Below are 19106 nucleotides of genomic sequence, written 5' to 3'. Positions count from 1 at the left end.
CGGTTGTGCCGCCGAGCACAGTGGGTCCGCACGCCGTCGTCATACCCCAGTCGATTCCGGCTGATAGTCCGGGTCTGACGCATCCGGTCCAGACCATCTGCCTGTACATCCCGGCAGATCCCACCAGATGCACCGCCACCGTCGTGGACGCGGGTGTCGGCGCGGCGATCGGGGCGGGCATCGGGGCGGGGCTCTCTATTCCGCTTGCGATACCGGCCGCCCTGGTCGGCGCCGTTGCCGGCGGTATCGTCGGCATTCCGTTCCTGCCGACCGGTGTGGTCGTCGGCCCGCTGCTCGGCGCGGCCGTCGGGGTCGCCGTCGTTGCCGCCCCCGCCGCCCTGCTCGGTGCGGCGCTCGGGGCGTCGGTCGGGACGATAGTGGGTGTGACCGCGCCCCTCCCGGCAGGGAACCACGCCGGGGCACCGGTCCCTCCGGTCAGCGGTCCAGTCGTGCGTTGAGGATCTCGGCGATCTGGGCCATCGCGCCCGGTTCGGTCATAGCCAGATGCGCGGCATCGATGTCGACATTCGAAATCTGCCCGCGGACCAGAGGCGCCCAGCCCCGGTGACCCGCGGCGTCGGATCGCCTGTCCCGTGTCGCGGTGAAGTAGAGCACGTCACCGTCCAACGTCTGAGGTTGCCACACACTGGCTGCCTGGATCGACATGTTGTAGGCGTCGGTCAGGCGCTCGAGCGTTTCGCCGTCGATCCCGAGGCTGTGGCCCAGGTGCTCGTTGATCAGCTCCGCGGCTTCCGCGGCGGTCGCATCGGGCCGCACGAAATCGATGCCCATGACCGGGCCAAGGTTGCTGATCAGTTCTCCGACCGTGACGGCGGAGACCGCCGCTTCGTCGATACCGTCCGCCTCGGCGTCCAGGAGTGCCAGTAGCGCAACCTGTTCACCTGCGGCGCGTAGCTGGACGGCGATGGCGTGGGCCAGCAACCCACCGAGCGACCAACCGAGCAGATGATAGGGGCCGTGCGGCTGGATCGTCCGGATCTCCTCGACGTAGCGTTCGGCGATTTCCCCGACCGATGTCGGACCGGGGATCTCCCCGCGGACCTGCGGCGCCTGAATGCCGTAGATCGGTCGATCGGCGGACAGGTACTGGTCCAGGGTGCGGTAGCACCACGACAGGCCCAGCGCCGGATGGATACAGAACAACGGTGGTCGCTGACCGGTCGTCCGGATCGGTAGCAGCACGTCGAAGCCGGAAGCGATCCGGTCGGCGGTTTCACCGGAGTGCATGCCGGATTCGATCCGCCGCGCCAAATCGGCCGGACAGGGATCCGACAACATCCAGCCGATCGGAATCTCGTAGTCGAGCTCCTTCTTCAACTCGGTCACCACCTGCACCGACATGAGTGAGTTACCGCCCAACGCATAGAAGTCGTCGTCGGCGCCCACCCGATCCACGCCGAGGACCGTTCCGAAGGCCCGCGCAACCTCGCCTTCCAGCCACGAGGAGGGCTCCCTGAATTCCCCAACCGCGAGTACCGGATCCGGTAGCCGGTTGCGGTCCAGCTTGCCCGACACGGTGAGCGGCACCGTGTCGAGCACCGTCACGGTGGAGGGCACCATGTAATCGGGCAGCTTGGTTGCCGCATACGCCAGAACCGCCGCGGTGTCGATCGTCGCGCCCGCGGCAGGCACGAGGTAGCCGACGAGATGATCCACGGTGCCGCTGGAATGCACCACGGCGATCGCTCGGGCGACACCGGCATGCTCGGCGAGTACTGCCTCGATTTCACCGAGTTCGATGCGCAGGCCGCGCAGCTTCACCTGCAAATCGGTGCGGCCCAGGTATTCCAGTTCACCGGTGCGGCGCCAGCGCACCACGTCGCCGGTGCGGTACAGGCGATGCCCCTCGCCGTACGGGTCGGGTATGAACCGTTCCGCGGTGAGGCCCGGACGCGACTGATAGCCGCGCGCGAGCTGGGCACCCGCCAGGTACAGCTCCCCGGCAACACCGGGCGGTACCGGATGCAACCGGTTGTCGAGTACGTATGCTCGCGTGTTCCACACCGGCGAGCCCACCGGCATGCTCCCGCTGTCGGCGTCGGCCGCCCGATGCGCGGTCGCGGCCACAGTGCCCTCGGTCGGCCCGTACAGATTATGCAACTCGACCTCGGGCATTATCCGCCGCACCGCGGCCACCATCTCCGCACCGAATGCCTCACCGCCCACGAGTATCGCCCGCAGCGACCCCAGTGACTGCGCCGGTGCCGCGTCCGCGAGCACCGCCAGCATCGACGGGACGAACGCCGTGATCGTGACCTGCTGGGCGGCAATGGTTTCGGCGAGATAAGCAGGATCGCCATGCCCGTCGGGACGCGCGATCACCAGCCGCGCACCGACCGCCAGGGTCGCGAACAGCTCCCACACCGACATATCGAACGTCGCGGGGCTCTTCTGCAACACCACGTCCGCCTGCGTCAGCTCGTAGGCCGCGCTCAGCCACCGCACCTGGTTCACCACCGAACAGTGGTTTATTGCAACACCTTTCGGCCGTCCGGTAGACCCCGAGGTGAAGAGCACATACGCGAGATTGTGCGGCCGCAGCGGCGCGAGCCGATCGGCGTCGGTGACCGGCGCGTCGTCGAATCCGGACAGCTCCAGCCCATCGAGGGACGACAGCTCCAGCGCCGGTGCGGCGGTCGAGAGCATGTACGCGATGCGGTCGGCCGGCAGGTCCGGATCGACCGGCAGGTACCCCCCGCCGGCGGCGTGCACCGCGTACATGGCGGTGACCTGGTCCAGCGAACGCCGCATCCGCAGCGCCACCAACGACTCCGGACCCACACCGCGGGAGATCATCCACCGCGCCAGCCGGTATACGCGAGAAGCGAATTCCGCGTAGGTCAGCGACTGTTCGCCGAAGATCACCGCAGGCCGATCCCTGTGCACCTGTTCCGAATGCGCGAAGAGCGAGGCGAGTGTCTCGCCCGGAGGCAGCGTGCGATCGGTCGAATTCCACTGTGCCAGAACCGTTTCCCGTTCCTGCACACTGAGCAGATCCACATCGCGGACCTGCTGTGCCGGATCGGTCACCAGGGCGCTGAGCAGCCGCAACAGGCGATCGACGATCGTGGTCACGGTCGTCGTGTCGAACAGATCGCTCGCGTAGGTTACCCCGCCGCTGATGCCGGCCGGGGCGCCGGTGGAGTCGTAGGAATCCGACACCGTGATCTGCAGGTCGAACAGGGCGGTGTCGACGTCGGCCGTCACGATCGACGCCGAGAGCCCCGGCAGGTCGAACTGGGCCCGGGCGACGTTCTGGAAGGCCAGCATCACCTGGAACAGCGGATGGTGTGCATGCGACCGCGTCGGGTTCAGCTCCTGCACCAGCCGCTCGAACGGAACATCGGCGTGCCCGAATGCGGCCAGATCGGTTCCCCGCACGTGCTCGAGCAATTGGGTGAACGTCATCGCCGGGGTCAATCGAGTCCGCAACACCAGGGTGTTGACGAACATCCCGACCAGATCGTCGAGTTCGGGCTCCCCGCGGCCCGCATAGGGAGTGCCGATGGCGACGTCGTCCGTACCCGCCAACCGGGCCAGCGTGGCCGCCAACGCGGCGTGGAAGACCATGAACAGCGTCGTATTGTGTGCCTGCGCGACCTGCTGCAGTTCTGCATGCAGGCCGGCGTCGACCGTGATCGGTACGGTCGTGCCCGCGTAGGACTGCAGGGGCGGCCGCGGTCGATCGGTCGGCAGTTCCAGCATGGCTGGAAGATCCGCCAGTTCCCGTGTCCAGTAGTCGATCTGGGCGTGCAACAGCGACCGGGGATCGTCTTCGGTCCCCAGCACCGTCCGCTGCCAGATCGCGTAATCGGCATATTGCACCGGCAGTAGAGACCAGCTCGGCGCCTCCCCGAGCAGGCGGGCTGCGTATGCGGTCATCATGTCCCGGGCCAGCGGGCCCAGCGACGACCCGTCGCAGCAAATATGGTGCGCCACCACGGCCACGACCCAGTCGTTCGGCCCGAGCTCGAACAGCCGTACCCGCACCGGGATCTCGACCGTGACGTCGAAGACGGTCGCGGCGAACGCCGACACCGCCTCGGCCAGTTCGGATTCCGCGACCGGGATGACGGTCGTCGGCGTCAGTGCCCGGGCGACCGGTAGGACGACCTGCGACGGCGCGCCCTCGGCATACGGGTATACCGTCCGCAGTACCTCGTGCCGGTTCAGCACATCCTGGATCGCCGCGCGCAGCGCATCGAGATTCAGCTCTCCGGACAGCCGCAGCACGATCGGAATACTGTAGGCGGCCGAGTCGGGTTCGAGCCGGTTCAGGAACCACATCCGCTGCTGTGCGTACGACAGCGGAATTCGTTGCGGCCGTGGCTGTGCGCTCAGCGCCACGCGGCCGGTGTCGGCATGCGACTCGGCGCGCGCGGCCAATCGCGCGACCGTCCGTGCCTCGAAGATCATCGACACCGGGATGGTCGCATCGAGCGCGGCGCCGATTCGCGCGGCCACCCGGGTGGCGACCAGGCTGTTGCCACCTAATTCGAAGAAGTCGGTGTCGACGCCCACGGGTCCGTCGACACCGAGCACGTCGCTGAAGACGCCGGCCACGATTTCCTCCACCGGTGACGCCGGGGCTCGGAATCGCTTGGCCTCGACCACGGGTGCGGGCAGAGCTGCGCGGTCGAGCTTTCCGCTCGGCGACAGGGGAACCTCGTCGAGGATCATCACCGAGGCGGGCACCAGGTACGAGGGCAGCACCTTGGTCAGCGCCGACCGCAACGCCTCGCCCGACACACTCGCCCCGGCTTCGAGGACCACATAGGCCACCAGCATCACCTGACCCGCCTCCGTTCGCCGCGGTACGGTGACCGTGTATGCCACATCCGCCCGCGCTCGCAGTGCCGCGTCGATCTCACCCAGCTCGACCCGGTAGCCGCGGATCTTGACCTGGAAGTCGTTGCGCCCCAAGAACTCGAGCACGCCATCGGCATTCCAGCGCACCACATCGCCGGTGCGGTACATCCGACTTCCCGGCTCCCCGAACGGGTGTGCCACGAATCGCGCCGCATTCGTCGCCACCATCCTCAGATACCCGCGCGCCAGTGCCGGTCCTGCCAGATACAACTCTCCGGCCACTCCGACCGGCACGGGCTGCAAGCGGCCATCCAGGACCAGCGCCTGTGTTCCCGGCAGTGGGGCACCGATCGTCACCCGGTCACCCGCGTGCAGCGCACCCGTCGCCGTGGCAATAAAGGTCGCCTCTGTCGGCCCGTACAGCACCCGGAACTTCCGGTCGCCCGCGAGATCGGTGCCCGCCCACCGCTGCACCAGATCCGATGGGACCTCGTCACCACCGGACAGCACCATCCGCAGGTCGTCCAGTCCGGTCGGATCGACCGACGCGAGCGCGGCCGGGGTCATGAACGCATGGGTCACCCGCTGGTCGCGCAACAGCTCGGCCAGCTCACCTCCGCCGTAGATCCCGGCCGGCGCCACGACCAGCGCACCGGCCCCGCTGACCGCAATCAGGATCTCCATCAGCGCCGCGTCGAAGGACGGTGACGCGAAGTGCAACACCCGGGACGTATGCCGGAGCTCGCCGCCGGTGCGCCACCCGGAGACGAAATCGGCGATGCCGGAATGGGTGTTGACGACGCCCTTCGGCACTCCGGTGGATCCTGAAGTGAAGACCACGTAGGCGATATCCGAGGCCCGCAGCGGCCGCGTCCGCTCATCATCGTCGATCGGGCCGCTCGCCGACGCGTCGATCTGCGCGGCGACAGCCGGATCGTCGAGCACGATCCAGTTCACCGAACCCGGCACCCGCTCACGCGCCGAGGACACCGTAACCCCCAGTGCCGCATCGGAATCCGAAACCATCTGCGCGATCCGGCCCGCGGGATAGCCGGGGTCCACCGGTACGTAGGCCGCACCCGTCTTGACCACCGCCCACCACACCAGGACGGACTCCATCGATCGCGCCATCGCCACCAGCACCGGATTCTCCGGTCCCGCACCCCGGCCGATCAGTAGCCGCGCCAGCCGACTCGACCGGTCGTCCAGCTGCGCATACGACAACGTGGCCGCTCCCGATACGACGGCGATACCATCGCCGTTGTCCCGCACGGCCGCCGCGAACACCTCCGGCAACAATTCGGGTCGGTTCGGAACCTCGGCGGGGCGTGCCCCCACCCGCGAGGTGAGCGCCGAGCGCTCCGGTGCCTCCAGCCAATCGATGTCCCCGACCGCTATGGCCGGATTCTCGACGACGGCTTCCAGCACCCGCACCAGACGCCGGACGAATTGCGCCGCCGTCGCCTCGTCGAACAGGTCCCGCGCATACGTCATCATTCCCGAAATACCTTGCGCCACACCGGCATCACCGGAGGAATCGGACAGGACCAGCTGCAGGTCGAACTGGCTCGCCCCGGTATCCACCTCCGTCCGGGAAATCACGACATCGGGCAGCGCCACATCCACCGTCGACACATTCTCGAACGCCAGGGCCACCTGGAACAACGGATGCCGCGCCGCGGACCGCTCCGGATTCAGCTCCTGCACGACCCGCTCGAACGGCACGTCCGCGTGCTCGAACGCCTGCAGGTCCGTCTCGCGAGTGCGCATCAGCAACTCGGCGAACGGCTCGGCCGCATCCACCCGGGTACGCAACGCCAGCGTGTTCACGAACATGCCCACCAGATCGTCCAGGCCGGGCTCGCCCCGTCCCGCGATCGGGGTGCCGATCACGACGTCGTCGCTGACACCGAGCCGTCCCACCAGTGTGGCCAGGGCCGCATGCATCACCATGAACAGCGATGTCCCCCGTGACCGCGCCAGCTGCAGCAGCCGCCCGTGCAACCCGGCATCGATCCGCACCGGTACCCGGCCTCCCGACAGCGATGCGACCGCCGGACGCGGCCGGTCCGCCGGAAGGTCCAGCCGGTCCGGTGCTTCCGCGAGCGTCGAGCGCCAGAACTCCAGTTGCTCGGACATCAGCGACGCCGGATCGTCTGCGGCCCCGAGCATCTGCCGTTGCCACCACGCAAAGTCCGCGTACTGCACGGGCAGTGGCTCCCACTCCGGCGCCTGCCCGGCCAGGCGCGCGGCATACGCCAGCATCACGTCGCGGGCCAGTGGCCCCATCGACTGTCCGTCGCCGGCGATGTGATGAACGACCAGTACCAGCAGGAACTGTCCGGTGTCGCTGTCGCGTTCGGCACCGACGTCGAACAGTGCCACGCGCATCGGTACCTGGGTGGTTACATCGAATCCGCCGCGCACGAACTCGCTCACCGCATCCGCGATGGCATCCGCCGGCACTCGCATCGGCCGCAGCAACACCGCGGGCTCGTCGAGCACGACCTGTCGCGGCTCACCAGAGGTTTCCGGGTAGATCGTCCGCAATACGTCGTGACGGGCCATCACATCGGCGAGCGCGGCCGCCAGCGCATCGGTGTCCAGCCGTCCGGACAACCGCAGCATCACCGGAATGTTGTATGCCGCGGAGTCCGGCTCGAACCGGTTCAGGAACCACATCCGCTGCTGCGCCAGCGATAGCGGCACCGGGTCGGGGCGCACTCCCGGCAGCAGCGGCAAGCGGCCCTCCCCACCGAACGAGCCTGCGAGCGCGGCCAATTTGCCCACGGTCGGCGCCTCGAATACCGACCGCACCGGCACTCGCACGTCCAAGGCAGCACCGATGCGCGCCACCACCAGCGAGGCGCTCAGCGAATCGCCGCCCAGCTCGAAGAAGTCGTCGTCGACTCCCACCCGTTCCACCTCGAGCACCTGCTCGAAGGTCCGCGCGACCAATTCTTCCAGGCCCGGCGACGGCGCCCGGAATTCGCGCCTGACCGCGACCGGCTCGGGCAACCGCCCGCGATCCAGTTTGCCGTTGGGGGTCAACGGCACCTCGTCCAGTAGCATCACCGCGGCGGGCACCATGTATGCGGGCAACGCCGCGGCCAGCGCCGCGCGCAACTCCTCGCTCGACAGGTTCGTCCCGGGTGCGGGCACGACATAGGACACCAGCGTCACCGCCGGCCCACCATCCTCGCGCGGCACCGTGACCGCGTATGCCACATCCGCACGCGCCCCCAGCACCGCGTCGATCTCGCCCACCTCGACCCTGGTCCCACGCACCTTCACCTGGAAATCGTTGCGCCCCAAGAACTCCATGTCGCCGTCGGCGGTGCGGCGCACCACGTCGCCGGTCCGGTACATGCGCTGACCCGGCGCACCGAACGGGCAGGCCACGAACCGCGCCGCGGTCAGCCCCGTCCTGGCGATGTACCCGTCGGCCAGGCCCGTGCCGAGCAGGTACAGCTCGCCCGTGACACCGTGTGGCACGGGCCGCAACCAGGTATCCAGGACCACGGCCGCGACCGCGCCGACCGGCCTGCCGATCGTGATCGCAGCACCGGGGGTCAGGGCCTCGCTGGCCGTCGCCCAAATGGTGCTTTCGCTCGGGCCGTAGAGATTGACCATGGTGCGGTGCGACGCCCACCGATCGACCAGTTCCGGCCCGACCGGTTCACCGGCCGTGGCCAGCACACGCAGCGCGTGCAGGCCCTCGTGCGGAATTGTCGCCAGCGCCGAGGGGGTCATCACGGCATGCGAAACGCGTTCGCGACCTATCAGTTCCGCCAACGCGGGACCGGCGAAGAGATCTGCGGGCGCGACGATCAGCCGACCGCCCGAGCCGTGCGCCAGCAACAACTCGAATATCGAGGCGTCGAAGCTGGGCGAGGCGACCTGCAGGACCACCGACGTCGGGTCCGCGCCGAGCACTCGCCGCTGTGCCGCGACGAGGTCGGCCAGACCGCGATGGCTGACCAGGACGCCCTTGGGCGTTCCGGTCGACCCGGAGGTGTAGCTCACGAATGCGGTCTGATCCCGCCGAATCGGTTCGCCGCGTTCGACATCGGTGATCGGCGTGGCAGGAACCGAGTCCAGGGTGCCGACTGTCTGTTCCTGGTCGAGGATCAGCCAATCGACGTCGTCGGGAAGAGCCATCACGGTGGACGTGTCGGTCAGCCCGAGCGCGGTGTTCGAGTCCGACAGCAGAAATTCGATTCGCTCCGCCGGCAGGGTCGGATCGATCGGCAGGATTGCGGCGCCGGTCTTCGCCACGGCCCACAGGGTGACGGTGGCCGCCGGGGATCGTGGAAGCACGGAGGCGACGACCCTTCCGCGCCGGGCACCATGGCGCAGTAGGACCCGGGCAAGACGAGTGGATCGTTCGTCGAGCTGCCGGTAGGTCAGAACCATCGTCTCGTACCGCACGGCGATGGCGTCGGGTGCGACGGCGACGGACTGGGCCAGTATTCGATCCAGCGAATCCGGGATCGCGTGTGCCGCACTCGAAATCGGCCACGATGGACCCGACTGCTCCGCGACGGAAAGTTCGCCGAGCCGCCCGGCGGCGTTGGCGGCGATCCAGCCCAGCAACTCGACGAAGCGGTCGAGGATGCGGCGCGCCGATGCGGTATCGAATTCGCGGTCGTGGAATCGGAGGGTGATCTGCAGCCCCGCCATCTCGAATACCGCGGTCTCGCTGTGCTCGACCTGCATCGGCTCCACGACCAGACTCAGCGGATACGGAGTCGCGTCCACACCACTGAGCTCGTCCACCTGTAAACCTACCGATTCGACAAGCTGCTGCAGTGCCGCCCGGTCGACGGGGAACGACTGGAACGTAATAGCGGTGTCGAAGAGTTCGGGCAGGCCGACGCTGCGGTGGATCTCGGGCAGTCCGACGTAATGATGATCCAGCATGCTGGCGTGTCGGGCCTGAATATCGGTCAGCAGCTCGCGCACGGTCGCGGTGGGGTCGAGCCGGACTCGGGTGGGAATCGTATTCAGGAACATGCCGAGCGTCTGATCGACCTGTGACAACTCCGCGGGCCTGCCCGAGACCGACGACCCGAAGATCACATCGGTCTCACCGGTCAGGATGCGCAGATTCAGCGCCCAAGCAGCGGCGACGGCCGTATTGATGGTGACCGCCGCCTCCGCTGCCGTGCGACGCAGCTCCTGGAAACGGCCCGCGGTCAGCTCGGCCCGGACCTCGGCAGCGGACACCGAGCCCGTCGCGCCGGCTCCGCGGGACACGCGGGTCGGTGCCTGGACATCCGAGAAGGCTTGCGCCCATGCCGCCTTGGATACCGCGCTGTCCTGCCGGCCCAGCCAGGCCAGATAGTCGCGGTAGGAGGGCGCGGGTTCGGCGGCGTCGATATGTGCGGGTGATCCGTAGTAGTCCAGCAGTTCTCGCATCAGCAGCGGCATCGACCAGCCGTCCAGGATCACATGGTGGTTGGTGACCAGCAGCCGGAAAGCCCCCGCATCGAGGCGGATCAGTGTGAATCGGATCAGCGGAGGAGCCGACAGGTCGAAACCTCGCGCCGCGTCCGTTGCGGCAATGGATTCCGCATCGTGCGGGGTTTGCGAACCGTCGACGGTGAGATCGATTTCCTGGAAGGCGATCTCGGCATGGTCCAGCACGACCTGGCACGGCCCGGACGCCGTCTCCGCGAAGGCGGCCCGCAGGATGTCGTGCCGGTCGACCACGGCCTGAGCGGCGCGCCGCAGGCGCTCGGCATCGACCGCACCGGAAAAGCCGATCACAGTCTGGACGGTGTAGTTGTCCCCGCCGTCCGGGGCGAACGTCGAATGAAAGTGCAGACCGGATTGCATGGGCGACAAAGGCCACACCTCGGACAGGCCCGTGTACTGCCGTTCGAGCCGATCGATGTCCCGTGGTGTGAGCGCGACGAGCGGAGAATCCGAAGGACGCTCGGCTGCCGGGAGTCGAACGGGTTCCTCGATGTCCACCGGTGCCGCATCGCCTCCCGCCATGGCGGCGAGGGTGGCAACCGTCTTGCCTTCGAACACATCTCGCGGTGTGAGGGTGAGCCCGGCCGATCGCGCCAGAGCAACCAGCCGCATCGAGACGATGCTGTCCCCGCCGAGCGCGAAGAAGTTGCTGTCGGCGGACACGGTGTCGAGACGGAGCACCTCGGCGAAGAGTCTCGCCACGGTCTGCTCCATCGGCGTCGACGGCGGCCTTCCGCCGACAACGTCGGGACCGAACGTGCGCTGCTGCAATGCTTTCCGATCGATCTTTCCCGTAGGCGTGCGGGGCATCTGCTCGAGCTGCACGATCACCGCGGGGTTCATGTAACGGGGTAACCGGAGCGCGAGATCGTCGCTCAGGGCCGCCACATCCACCGCACCGCCCTGCGCGCAAACGACATAGGACACCAGGATCGGTTCGCCGGCAGGCCCTTGCACCGCAACGGTGGCCACACTCGCCACATCCGGGTGCCGGGCCACGTGGGCGTCGATCTCCTCCGGCTCGATCCGCAGTCCGTGAATCTTGACCTGCTGATCGCAGCGACCCAGGTACTCGAGCGCCAACCCGGCGCGACCGCGCACCCAGCGCACGGAATCACCGGTGCGATAGATCCGCTCGCCGTGGGCGGACCCCGGATCCGCGACGAAGCGCGAGGCGGTCAGGCTCGGTCGGTCGACGTACCCGCGGGCAAGTCCCGGCCCGCCGAGATAGAGCTCACCCGCGACCCCGACCGGCACCGGCCGCAGCCACGTGTCCAGAACCATGGCGGATGCGCCTCGGATCGGGCCACCGATCGTCACCGGTTCGCCGGGGACGAGGTCATCGGACCCGGTAGCCCAGATTGTGTCCTCGGTCGGTCCGTAATGGTTCATCAGCCGCCGCCCGGGCCCCCACCGGTTTACGGTATCGGGTCCGGTTGCCTCGCCGACGACCGCGAGCGTCGTCAACGACGGTATCCGGGACGGAGTCATGGTGTTCAGCACGGACGGTGTGATAACCGCGTGCGAAACCTGTTGCGTCCGAATAAATTCCTCGAGGTCGGTCCCGGCATACACCTCCGATGGCGCCACGGCCAGACAGGCCCCGTGGCCGTGCGCCAGCAGTAATTCCGCGACACAGGCGTCGAATCCGGGCGATGCGACCTGCAGCACCACCGAATCCGGACCGACGCCGAATGCATCGGTCTGTGCCGCGACAAGATCGGCCAGCCCGCGATGGCTCAGGTGAACCGCCTTCGGTTTTCCGGTCGACCCGGACGTGTAGATCATGTACGCCGTGTTGTCGACCGACAGCCTGTCGAACGAGGCCGGGACGCCGGCCCCAGGGGGGAGATCCTGCTCGGCATCGAGCACCAACCAGTCGACGGTGTCCGGAAGGTGCTGCGCGAGTGCACCGGTCGTCACGCCCAAACCGATCCGCGAGTCGGACAGCAACTCCGCCGTCCGCGCGGCGGGACTGCCCGGATCCAACGGCAGGAATGCCGCCCCCGTGCGTGCCGCCGCCCAGATCGCTGCCACCAGTTCGGCCGAACGGGGAAGGGCGAGTGCGACAATCGATTCGGGACATGCGCCGCGGTCGGCCAGCAGCCTGGCGAACGCGTCGGCACGACGCGCGAGCTCTCCGTAAGTCCAGGTGGTCGCACCGCACCGAAGGGCCGCCGCATCCGGGTAACGCTCCGCGGTGCCCCACAGGATCTCGCGCAACACCAGCTTCGTGACCGGCTCCTCGCCGTTGATCGACAGCAGTTCCGTGCGTTCGGATTCCCGGCAGGAGGAGATTGTGGAGACCTTCCGGGCGGGATCGGCGACGATCTGGGTGACGAGCAGCGCGAATCGCTCGAGCAGGGTGCGTGCGTCGTCCGAATCGAACCGGTCCGTGGCGTATTTCAGCGTCACCGTGAAAGTGCCGGGCCCGCCGTCGTCCGGACGGCCGCTACGGCTCGACGGCGGGGTCACCTGCAGACTCAGCGGATACGGCGTGGCATCGTGTGCGTCGATATCGACGAGTCGCAAACCGGCGTCGTGGAGACTGCGTGCCAACAGGTCCTGGTCGAGCGGGTAGGACTCCAGCACCGTCGCGGTGTCGAACATGCCGGAGATGCCGGACGCCCGTTGCAACTCCGCCAGGCCGACGTGCTGATGACGCGTCATGGCGGCCTGCTCGGATTGCACGCGCGCGAGCAGATCGGCGACGGTTTCATCGGGCTGCAGCCGGACTCGGACGGGCAGGGTGTTGACCAGCAACCCCACCATGCGCTCGATGTCCGGAAGTTCCGGTGGGCGATGGGACACCGTATTGCCGAACACCACGTCCGACCGTCCGGTCAGGACGGCCACCAGCAAGGCCCACGCCACCTGCAGGGTCGTGTTGGCAGTGACCTCGTGCGAGCGGCCCAGATCGAGAATCGCCGCGGTGGTCGCGGCATCCAGGTTCAGCTCGACTTCGCCGGCGTGCGCGGTGAGGGCCTGATCCGGCCCGGTGGTAACCCGCGTCGGACTGTCGATTCCGGCGAGCATCTCCCGCCAGGCGGCCGTTGCGGCATCGCGGTCCTGAGCGTGCAGCCACTGCAGATACTCTCGGTACGACCGCGGGGACGCGAGTTCGGCAGTGTCGCAGTCGGATGCGTACAACGAGAGCAGCTCGTGAATCAGCACGGGCATCGACCAGCCGTCCAGCACGAGGTGGTGGTTGGTGACCAGCAGCCGGAACATATCCATTCCGGTGCGCACGAGGTGAAAACGCACCAGCGGCGGATGGGCCGGATCGAACGGTGCCGCCGCCGAGGCCGCGAGCCGCGCAAGTGCGTCGGTCCGCTGGCCGACTTCGCTGATCTCGGTGATGCTGGACTGGCGCCAATCGACCTCGGCGTCCCGCAGCACGATCTGACGTGGCCCGTCGGCGCTCTCGACGAATGCGGTCCGGAGGCTGTCGTGCCGGTCGATGAGCAGCTGCGCGGCCCGCCGCATGCGTTCCGCGTCCACCTGCCCCGCAAACGTGAGGGCTGCCTGCACGATGTAGCCGTCGTCGCCGGCGTTGTCGTAATTCGTGTGGAACAGTAGCCCGGACTGCAAGGCGGTAAGTGGCCAGACATCGGTCATCGACGGGTAGTCCCGCACCCATCGGTCGACCTCGTCCTGCGATGTCGCCACGAGCGGGAAGTCGGACGGAGTGAAGACCTCCGCGGTGTCCGATCGGGCGTGCGCGGCAAGCGCTTCCAGGGCCTTCTGCAATAGCTCGGCGAGCTCGCCGACCTCCTCACCGCTCAACACCTGTGCGGCGAACTCCCATGTCACATTCAGTTCGAGCCCGTCGCGTCCCTCCTCGGCGATCGCGTTGATGTCGAGTACAGCGGGCAGCGCCATCGCCGGATCGCTCGTGGCGGTGAGGGCGGTGAATTCGGTCGTCGGTGTCCAGGGTCCCGAGAGCTCACCGGCCCCCACTCGCCCGAGGTAGTTGAAGCTGATCTGTGGTTCGGGCAGGTGTGCGAGCTCGGCGCTGCCCCCGGGATCGAGACGGCGCAGCATGTCGTAGCCGATCCCGTTGTCGGGCACCGCTCGTAGCTGCTCCTTCACCTGCATGATCGCCAGTCCCGCACTCACGCCGCCTGCGAGGGCATCGGCGGCATCGACGTTCGTCGCATCGATGCGGACCGGGAAGCGCGTGGTGAACCAGCCCACTGTTGCGCCGAGATCGGCACCCGGGACGGCCTGTTCCTCGCGGCCGTGCCCCTCCAGCGAGATCAACTCTGCGGTGGCCGCCATCCCGCGCCGGCGCCGCCACTGCCCGAGTGCCAGCACCAGCGCGGCCAGCAGGGGATCATTGGCGCCGCAGTGGAAGCGGGCCGGGATGGTGGTGAGAACCGCCTCGGCGACGGCGGCGGGTATGCGCTGCTGCAACCGGCCCGCCGTGGCTGCGACGTCACGATTGGGCTCGAGCCGGCGCGATCCGAGGAGCTGATCGCCTCGTTCGAGGACATCTTTCCATGTGTCGAGCTCCGTCGACCGCCTGCTCGGTGCCTGCTCGACGAGGCCGTGCGCCCATCGCCGGAACGAGGTGGTGATCGGGCCCAGATCTGGTTCCTCGCCGGCGGAAACCTGTGACCAGGCTTTCGCGAGGTCGGCGAGGATGATGCGCCACGAGACCGCGTCGACGGCGAGGTGGTGGATCACCAGCCACAGCAGGTCGGGTCGCGAACCATCGTCCTGCATCCACACCGCCTGAATGAGCACACCATTGCTCGGATCCAACCGATCCGCGGCCGCTTGCAGGTGCCGGTCGACCTCGGCGGCATCGCGGCGATCGAGCCGAACGTCAACCAGGACGGTGTGCGCGTCGACCGCTTCCCGATCGAGCACCTCGACGTATGGATCGACCGACTCGTCGCCGCGCAGCGCCGCGCGCAGCATGTCATGGCGATCCAGCAGGGATCGAAGGGCGCGCACGAGACCTGTTCGATCCACCCGCTCCGGCAGCTGCACCAGTGCGGCCTGTGCAAATCGGTCGTAGTGCCCCCGATCGAGCATGGCGTGCACGATCGGGGACAACGGCATCGACCCGACGCCGCGGCCGGGCAACTCGGCCAAGGTGGGGGTAGCGCCGGCTGCCGTCGCCATGGCCGCCAGGCGCGCGACGGTCTTGTGCACGAACACATCCTGGGTGGAGAAGCTCAATCCCAGGGCCTTGGCCCGGGCCACCAGCCGAATCGAGAGAATGCTGTCGCCGCCGAGGGCGAAGAAGCTGTCCTCCGCCCCGGCCTGCGGTACCCCGAGCACCTCGGCGAACAGCCCCGCCATCACCTTCTCCCGGGGGGTGGCCGGCGGCCGGCCCGCCGGCGCGGTCCCGAATTCGGGCTTGGGCAGCGCGTGGCGATCGAGCTTGCCGAACGCATTGACCGGAAGGGCGTCCAAGGTGAGCAAGACCGCCGGGACCATGTGCGGCGGCAGCGATTCGCGGGCGAAGCGCTCCAGGTCCAGCGGATCGATCCGACGGCCGTCGACCGGGACGACGTAGGACGCCAGCACGGTCGTGCCGGCATTGTTCTGCACCGGCACCGTGACCGACAGATCCACATCCTCGTGCGTGGTGAGCGTGGCGTCGATTTCACTCGGTTCGATCCGGTAGCCGCGGATCTTCACCTGGAAGTCGCTGCGCCCAATCAATTCCAGCGCCATCTCGGAGTCGCCTCCGGTCCAACGCGCGATATCGCCCGTGCGATACATCCGTTCGCCGGTATCGCCGTATGGATCGGCAACGAACCGTGCGGCGGTTTCGCCGGACAGATGGCTATAGCCCCGGGCCAAACCCGGTCCGGCCAGATACAACTCGCCGGCGGTGCCCTTGGGCACCGGTTGCAGCGTGCGGTCCAGCACCATGGCCGAGACTCCGCGGATGGGTCCACCGACCGTGTGCGCCCGGTCGGCTCGCATCATGGCGCCGACAGCGGTCACGGTGGCTTCGGTGGGCCCGTATTCGTTGTACATGGACAGAGACTGGGTCCACCGCTCGATGACGTGCTGTGCACACGCATCGCCACCGACCACCACGGCCCGCAGCTCGGGCGTCTGATTCGGGTCCACGGTGGCCAGCATCGTGGGCGTCAGCGTCAGGTGGGTCACGTGCTCGTCGGCCAGCAGCTGGGTGAGCGGCTCACCGCCGGTCACGTCGGGCGGCACCACCACCAGCGCGGACCCGCTCGCGAAACAGGTCAGAAACTGTTCCAGGGAGGCGTCGAAACTGGGCGAGAGTGCATAGGACACACGCGATGTCGTATCGATTCCGTAGGTCGTGGCGCGGTCGGCAATCAGATTCGCCAAGCCGGTGTGAGTGACTTGAACGCCCTTCGGCAATCCGGTCGAGCCCGAGGTGTAGGTGAGGTAGGCGACGTTGGACGGCCGCAGCGGGCGGATCCGGTCATCGTCGGAAATCGGTCCGTCCGCGGCGCGCTCGCATTCGCGTCGGGTCGCGGGGTCGTCGAGCACCACCCCGTGCACCGTGAGCGGGAGCCGCTGCCGGAGCGTCTCGACGGTGATCGCCACTACCGCGCCGCTGTCGGCAATCATGTGTGCTATCCGTTTGGCCGGGTACTCCGGGGACAAGTGCGCGAACGCGGCCCCGCATTTGGCCACGGCCCAGGTCGCCACGACCGATTCGATCGAGCGGGGCAGCATGATCGCCACCGCGGTGTCCGGCCCGCACCCCAGAGCGGTCAGCTTCCGGGCCAGCTGTGAGGATCTGGCGTCCAGCTCGCCGTAGGTCATCGACCGGCCGGTCGAGGCGATCGCGCACGCATCACGATTCCGGTGTGCGCTCTCGGTCAGAATGTCCGGAAGCAGCTGTGTTTCGATCCCGCTGGGCCCCCGCACGGGCAATAGCGCGGACCGTTCCTGTCCCTCGAGCAGCGGCAGTTTGTCGACCGGGAATCCTGCACCGCCGGCGAGGAACTCACGCAGAAACATCAGGAATCGCCGGTGGTGGCCGGCGAGCTCCGCGGCGCTATAGGCGGTCGGATTGCCCTGGAAATCAATATGGGTGCTGTCCCGGCCCGCGCCCGGGTAGATGTTGATGAAAAGGTCGGCGGTGGGGCCCGAGGTGAGGACGTTGAGGCGTCCGGTCGTCTTGCCGAGTACAACCTCGTTCTCGACCATCATGATATTCACTGCCGGCCCGAAGGATGCCGTCTCGTCGCGCGCAATGCCCATATCGTGGAATATGTCTTCCTGGCGATACCGTTGCCGCCGGAGGGCACTGGTCAATTCGCTCTGCACGGCGGTGATCAGTTCACCGACAGTGTGGCCGGCGACCTGCACGCGCAGCGGGACGACATTGGCCACCATTCCGCCGGAACGGCGCAGCACCGCGGAGTGCCGACCCGAAACGGGCAGGCTCAGCAACACCTCGTCGCTTCCGGTCATTCGCGCGAGATAGGCGCCGAACGCCGCGACGATGATCGGCGTGACACTCGTACTGCGTTCGAGCACAACGGTGTCCAGCAGATGCGCGGTGCCGGGCGGCAGCGGTGTGCTCACGAGCGCCGGATGAATGGTGGGTTTGCCCACGCGATCTGCCAGGCTCACGACGGGAGGAGCACCGGCGAGATGCTCCATCCAGTACTGCCGGTCGTTGTCGAAGCGCTCCGAATCCCGGTATGCCAGATCCTGTTCGACGACGTCCCCCAGGTCTTGCGCCGCGCACGCTGCGGGCTCTTCGTTGTTCACCCACGCGTTGTACAGGTCGGTTATCCGGTGGAGCATTGTTACCGCGGCAAATCCATCGAGAGCAATATGGTGGGCACGCTGATACCACAGAAAATGATCCGATCCGACCTGGAACACAATACTTGTCATAAGGTGGTCGTTCAGCAGGTCCAGGGGAGCGGAATAGTCCTCGACCATGAGCCGGTGCGCGGTCGCAACTGGATCGGCGTGCCCGCGCAAATCCATGGCCGATACCGATGCGCCGTGTGCTCCGTCGACGAACTGCCGTGGCTCCCCGTCGATCTCGACCAGGCGCAGGTTGCCGGATCCGAACTCGCGACTAGCGGTTCTGCATGCCTCGACGAGCAATTCCGTATTCAACTCGCCGACGATCTCGACGTATTGCGCCACCGATATCGGTGACGACTTCGAGAGATGCTGGGCAAACCAAATTCCCCGCTGCGCTGCGGTCAGCGGTCGAACGTCGAAGGGTGGCAGTCGCGAGGTGGATAGCTTGCCGGAACCGTTACCATAGGTCCCATTGACAGAAAGCCTCGCAGACTCGAGGTTGGATGATTTCGACTGGTCCGGACGACTATCGACGCCACTCTTCGATTGGCGCATTTCGACCTCCACCGATTTCTTCATTCTTGAATCCAGGCCGCCTAGTTACATTGCTGCAACGTGGCTGATATCGGCTCGTTAGTTGTTTGCAATGCGGTAGCTGTGACCTAGCGGATCAAGCGGGAAGATGCCTCCATTACGATCGGCGCCCGATCTTGTCGGCACACACCGACGCCCTCGTTGCCCGGACGTTTCAGTCATCCGTCCATCGTCTGATCACTTGCTACATCAATCCCAGGGACCAAAGTCACAAGCGCAGGGGGTCATTCGGCATCCGGCGGCGAACGGCGGGCGCGACCTTCCGTTGCGCGGCCGGGCTGCCTGTCGCGTGGCCAGGACGCCGATGTTAGGGTCCTGACGTAGCGATATGACGTGGCGCCGCCGGTCTAATCCCTCGCGATAGCTACCTGCTAGCTAATATTTACTACGCGGTTGAGTCATTAAAAGCGGTTCGATCG

2 protein-coding genes are annotated in these 19106 nt (G+C 67.3%); one reads left to right on the top strand and one right to left on the bottom strand.

What is annotated here, in order from left to right; all coding sequences use genetic code 11:
* Nucleotides 1-5: 5 nt before the first annotated feature.
* Complete coding sequence (locus KO481_RS19020) at nucleotides 6-458, top strand: hypothetical protein (RefSeq protein WP_215918535.1); 453 nt, start codon at nucleotides 6-8, stop codon at nucleotides 456-458.
* Here the strand turns inward: KO481_RS19020 and KO481_RS19015 are convergent.
* Complete coding sequence (locus tag KO481_RS19015; protein ID WP_215918534.1) at nucleotides 436-18648, bottom strand: non-ribosomal peptide synthetase; 18213 nt, start codon at nucleotides 18646-18648, stop codon at nucleotides 436-438. The genes KO481_RS19020 and KO481_RS19015 overlap by 23 nt on opposite strands.
* Nucleotides 18649-19106: the final 458 nt, after the last annotated feature.

Origin of the sequence: Nocardia albiluteola, from assembly GCF_018860155.1 — a bacterium.
GTDB lineage: Bacteria > Actinomycetota > Actinomycetes > Mycobacteriales > Mycobacteriaceae > Nocardia > Nocardia albiluteola.
The sequence above is the reverse complement of the archived record's forward strand: the minus strand, read 5'-3'. Positions and strand labels throughout refer to the sequence as shown.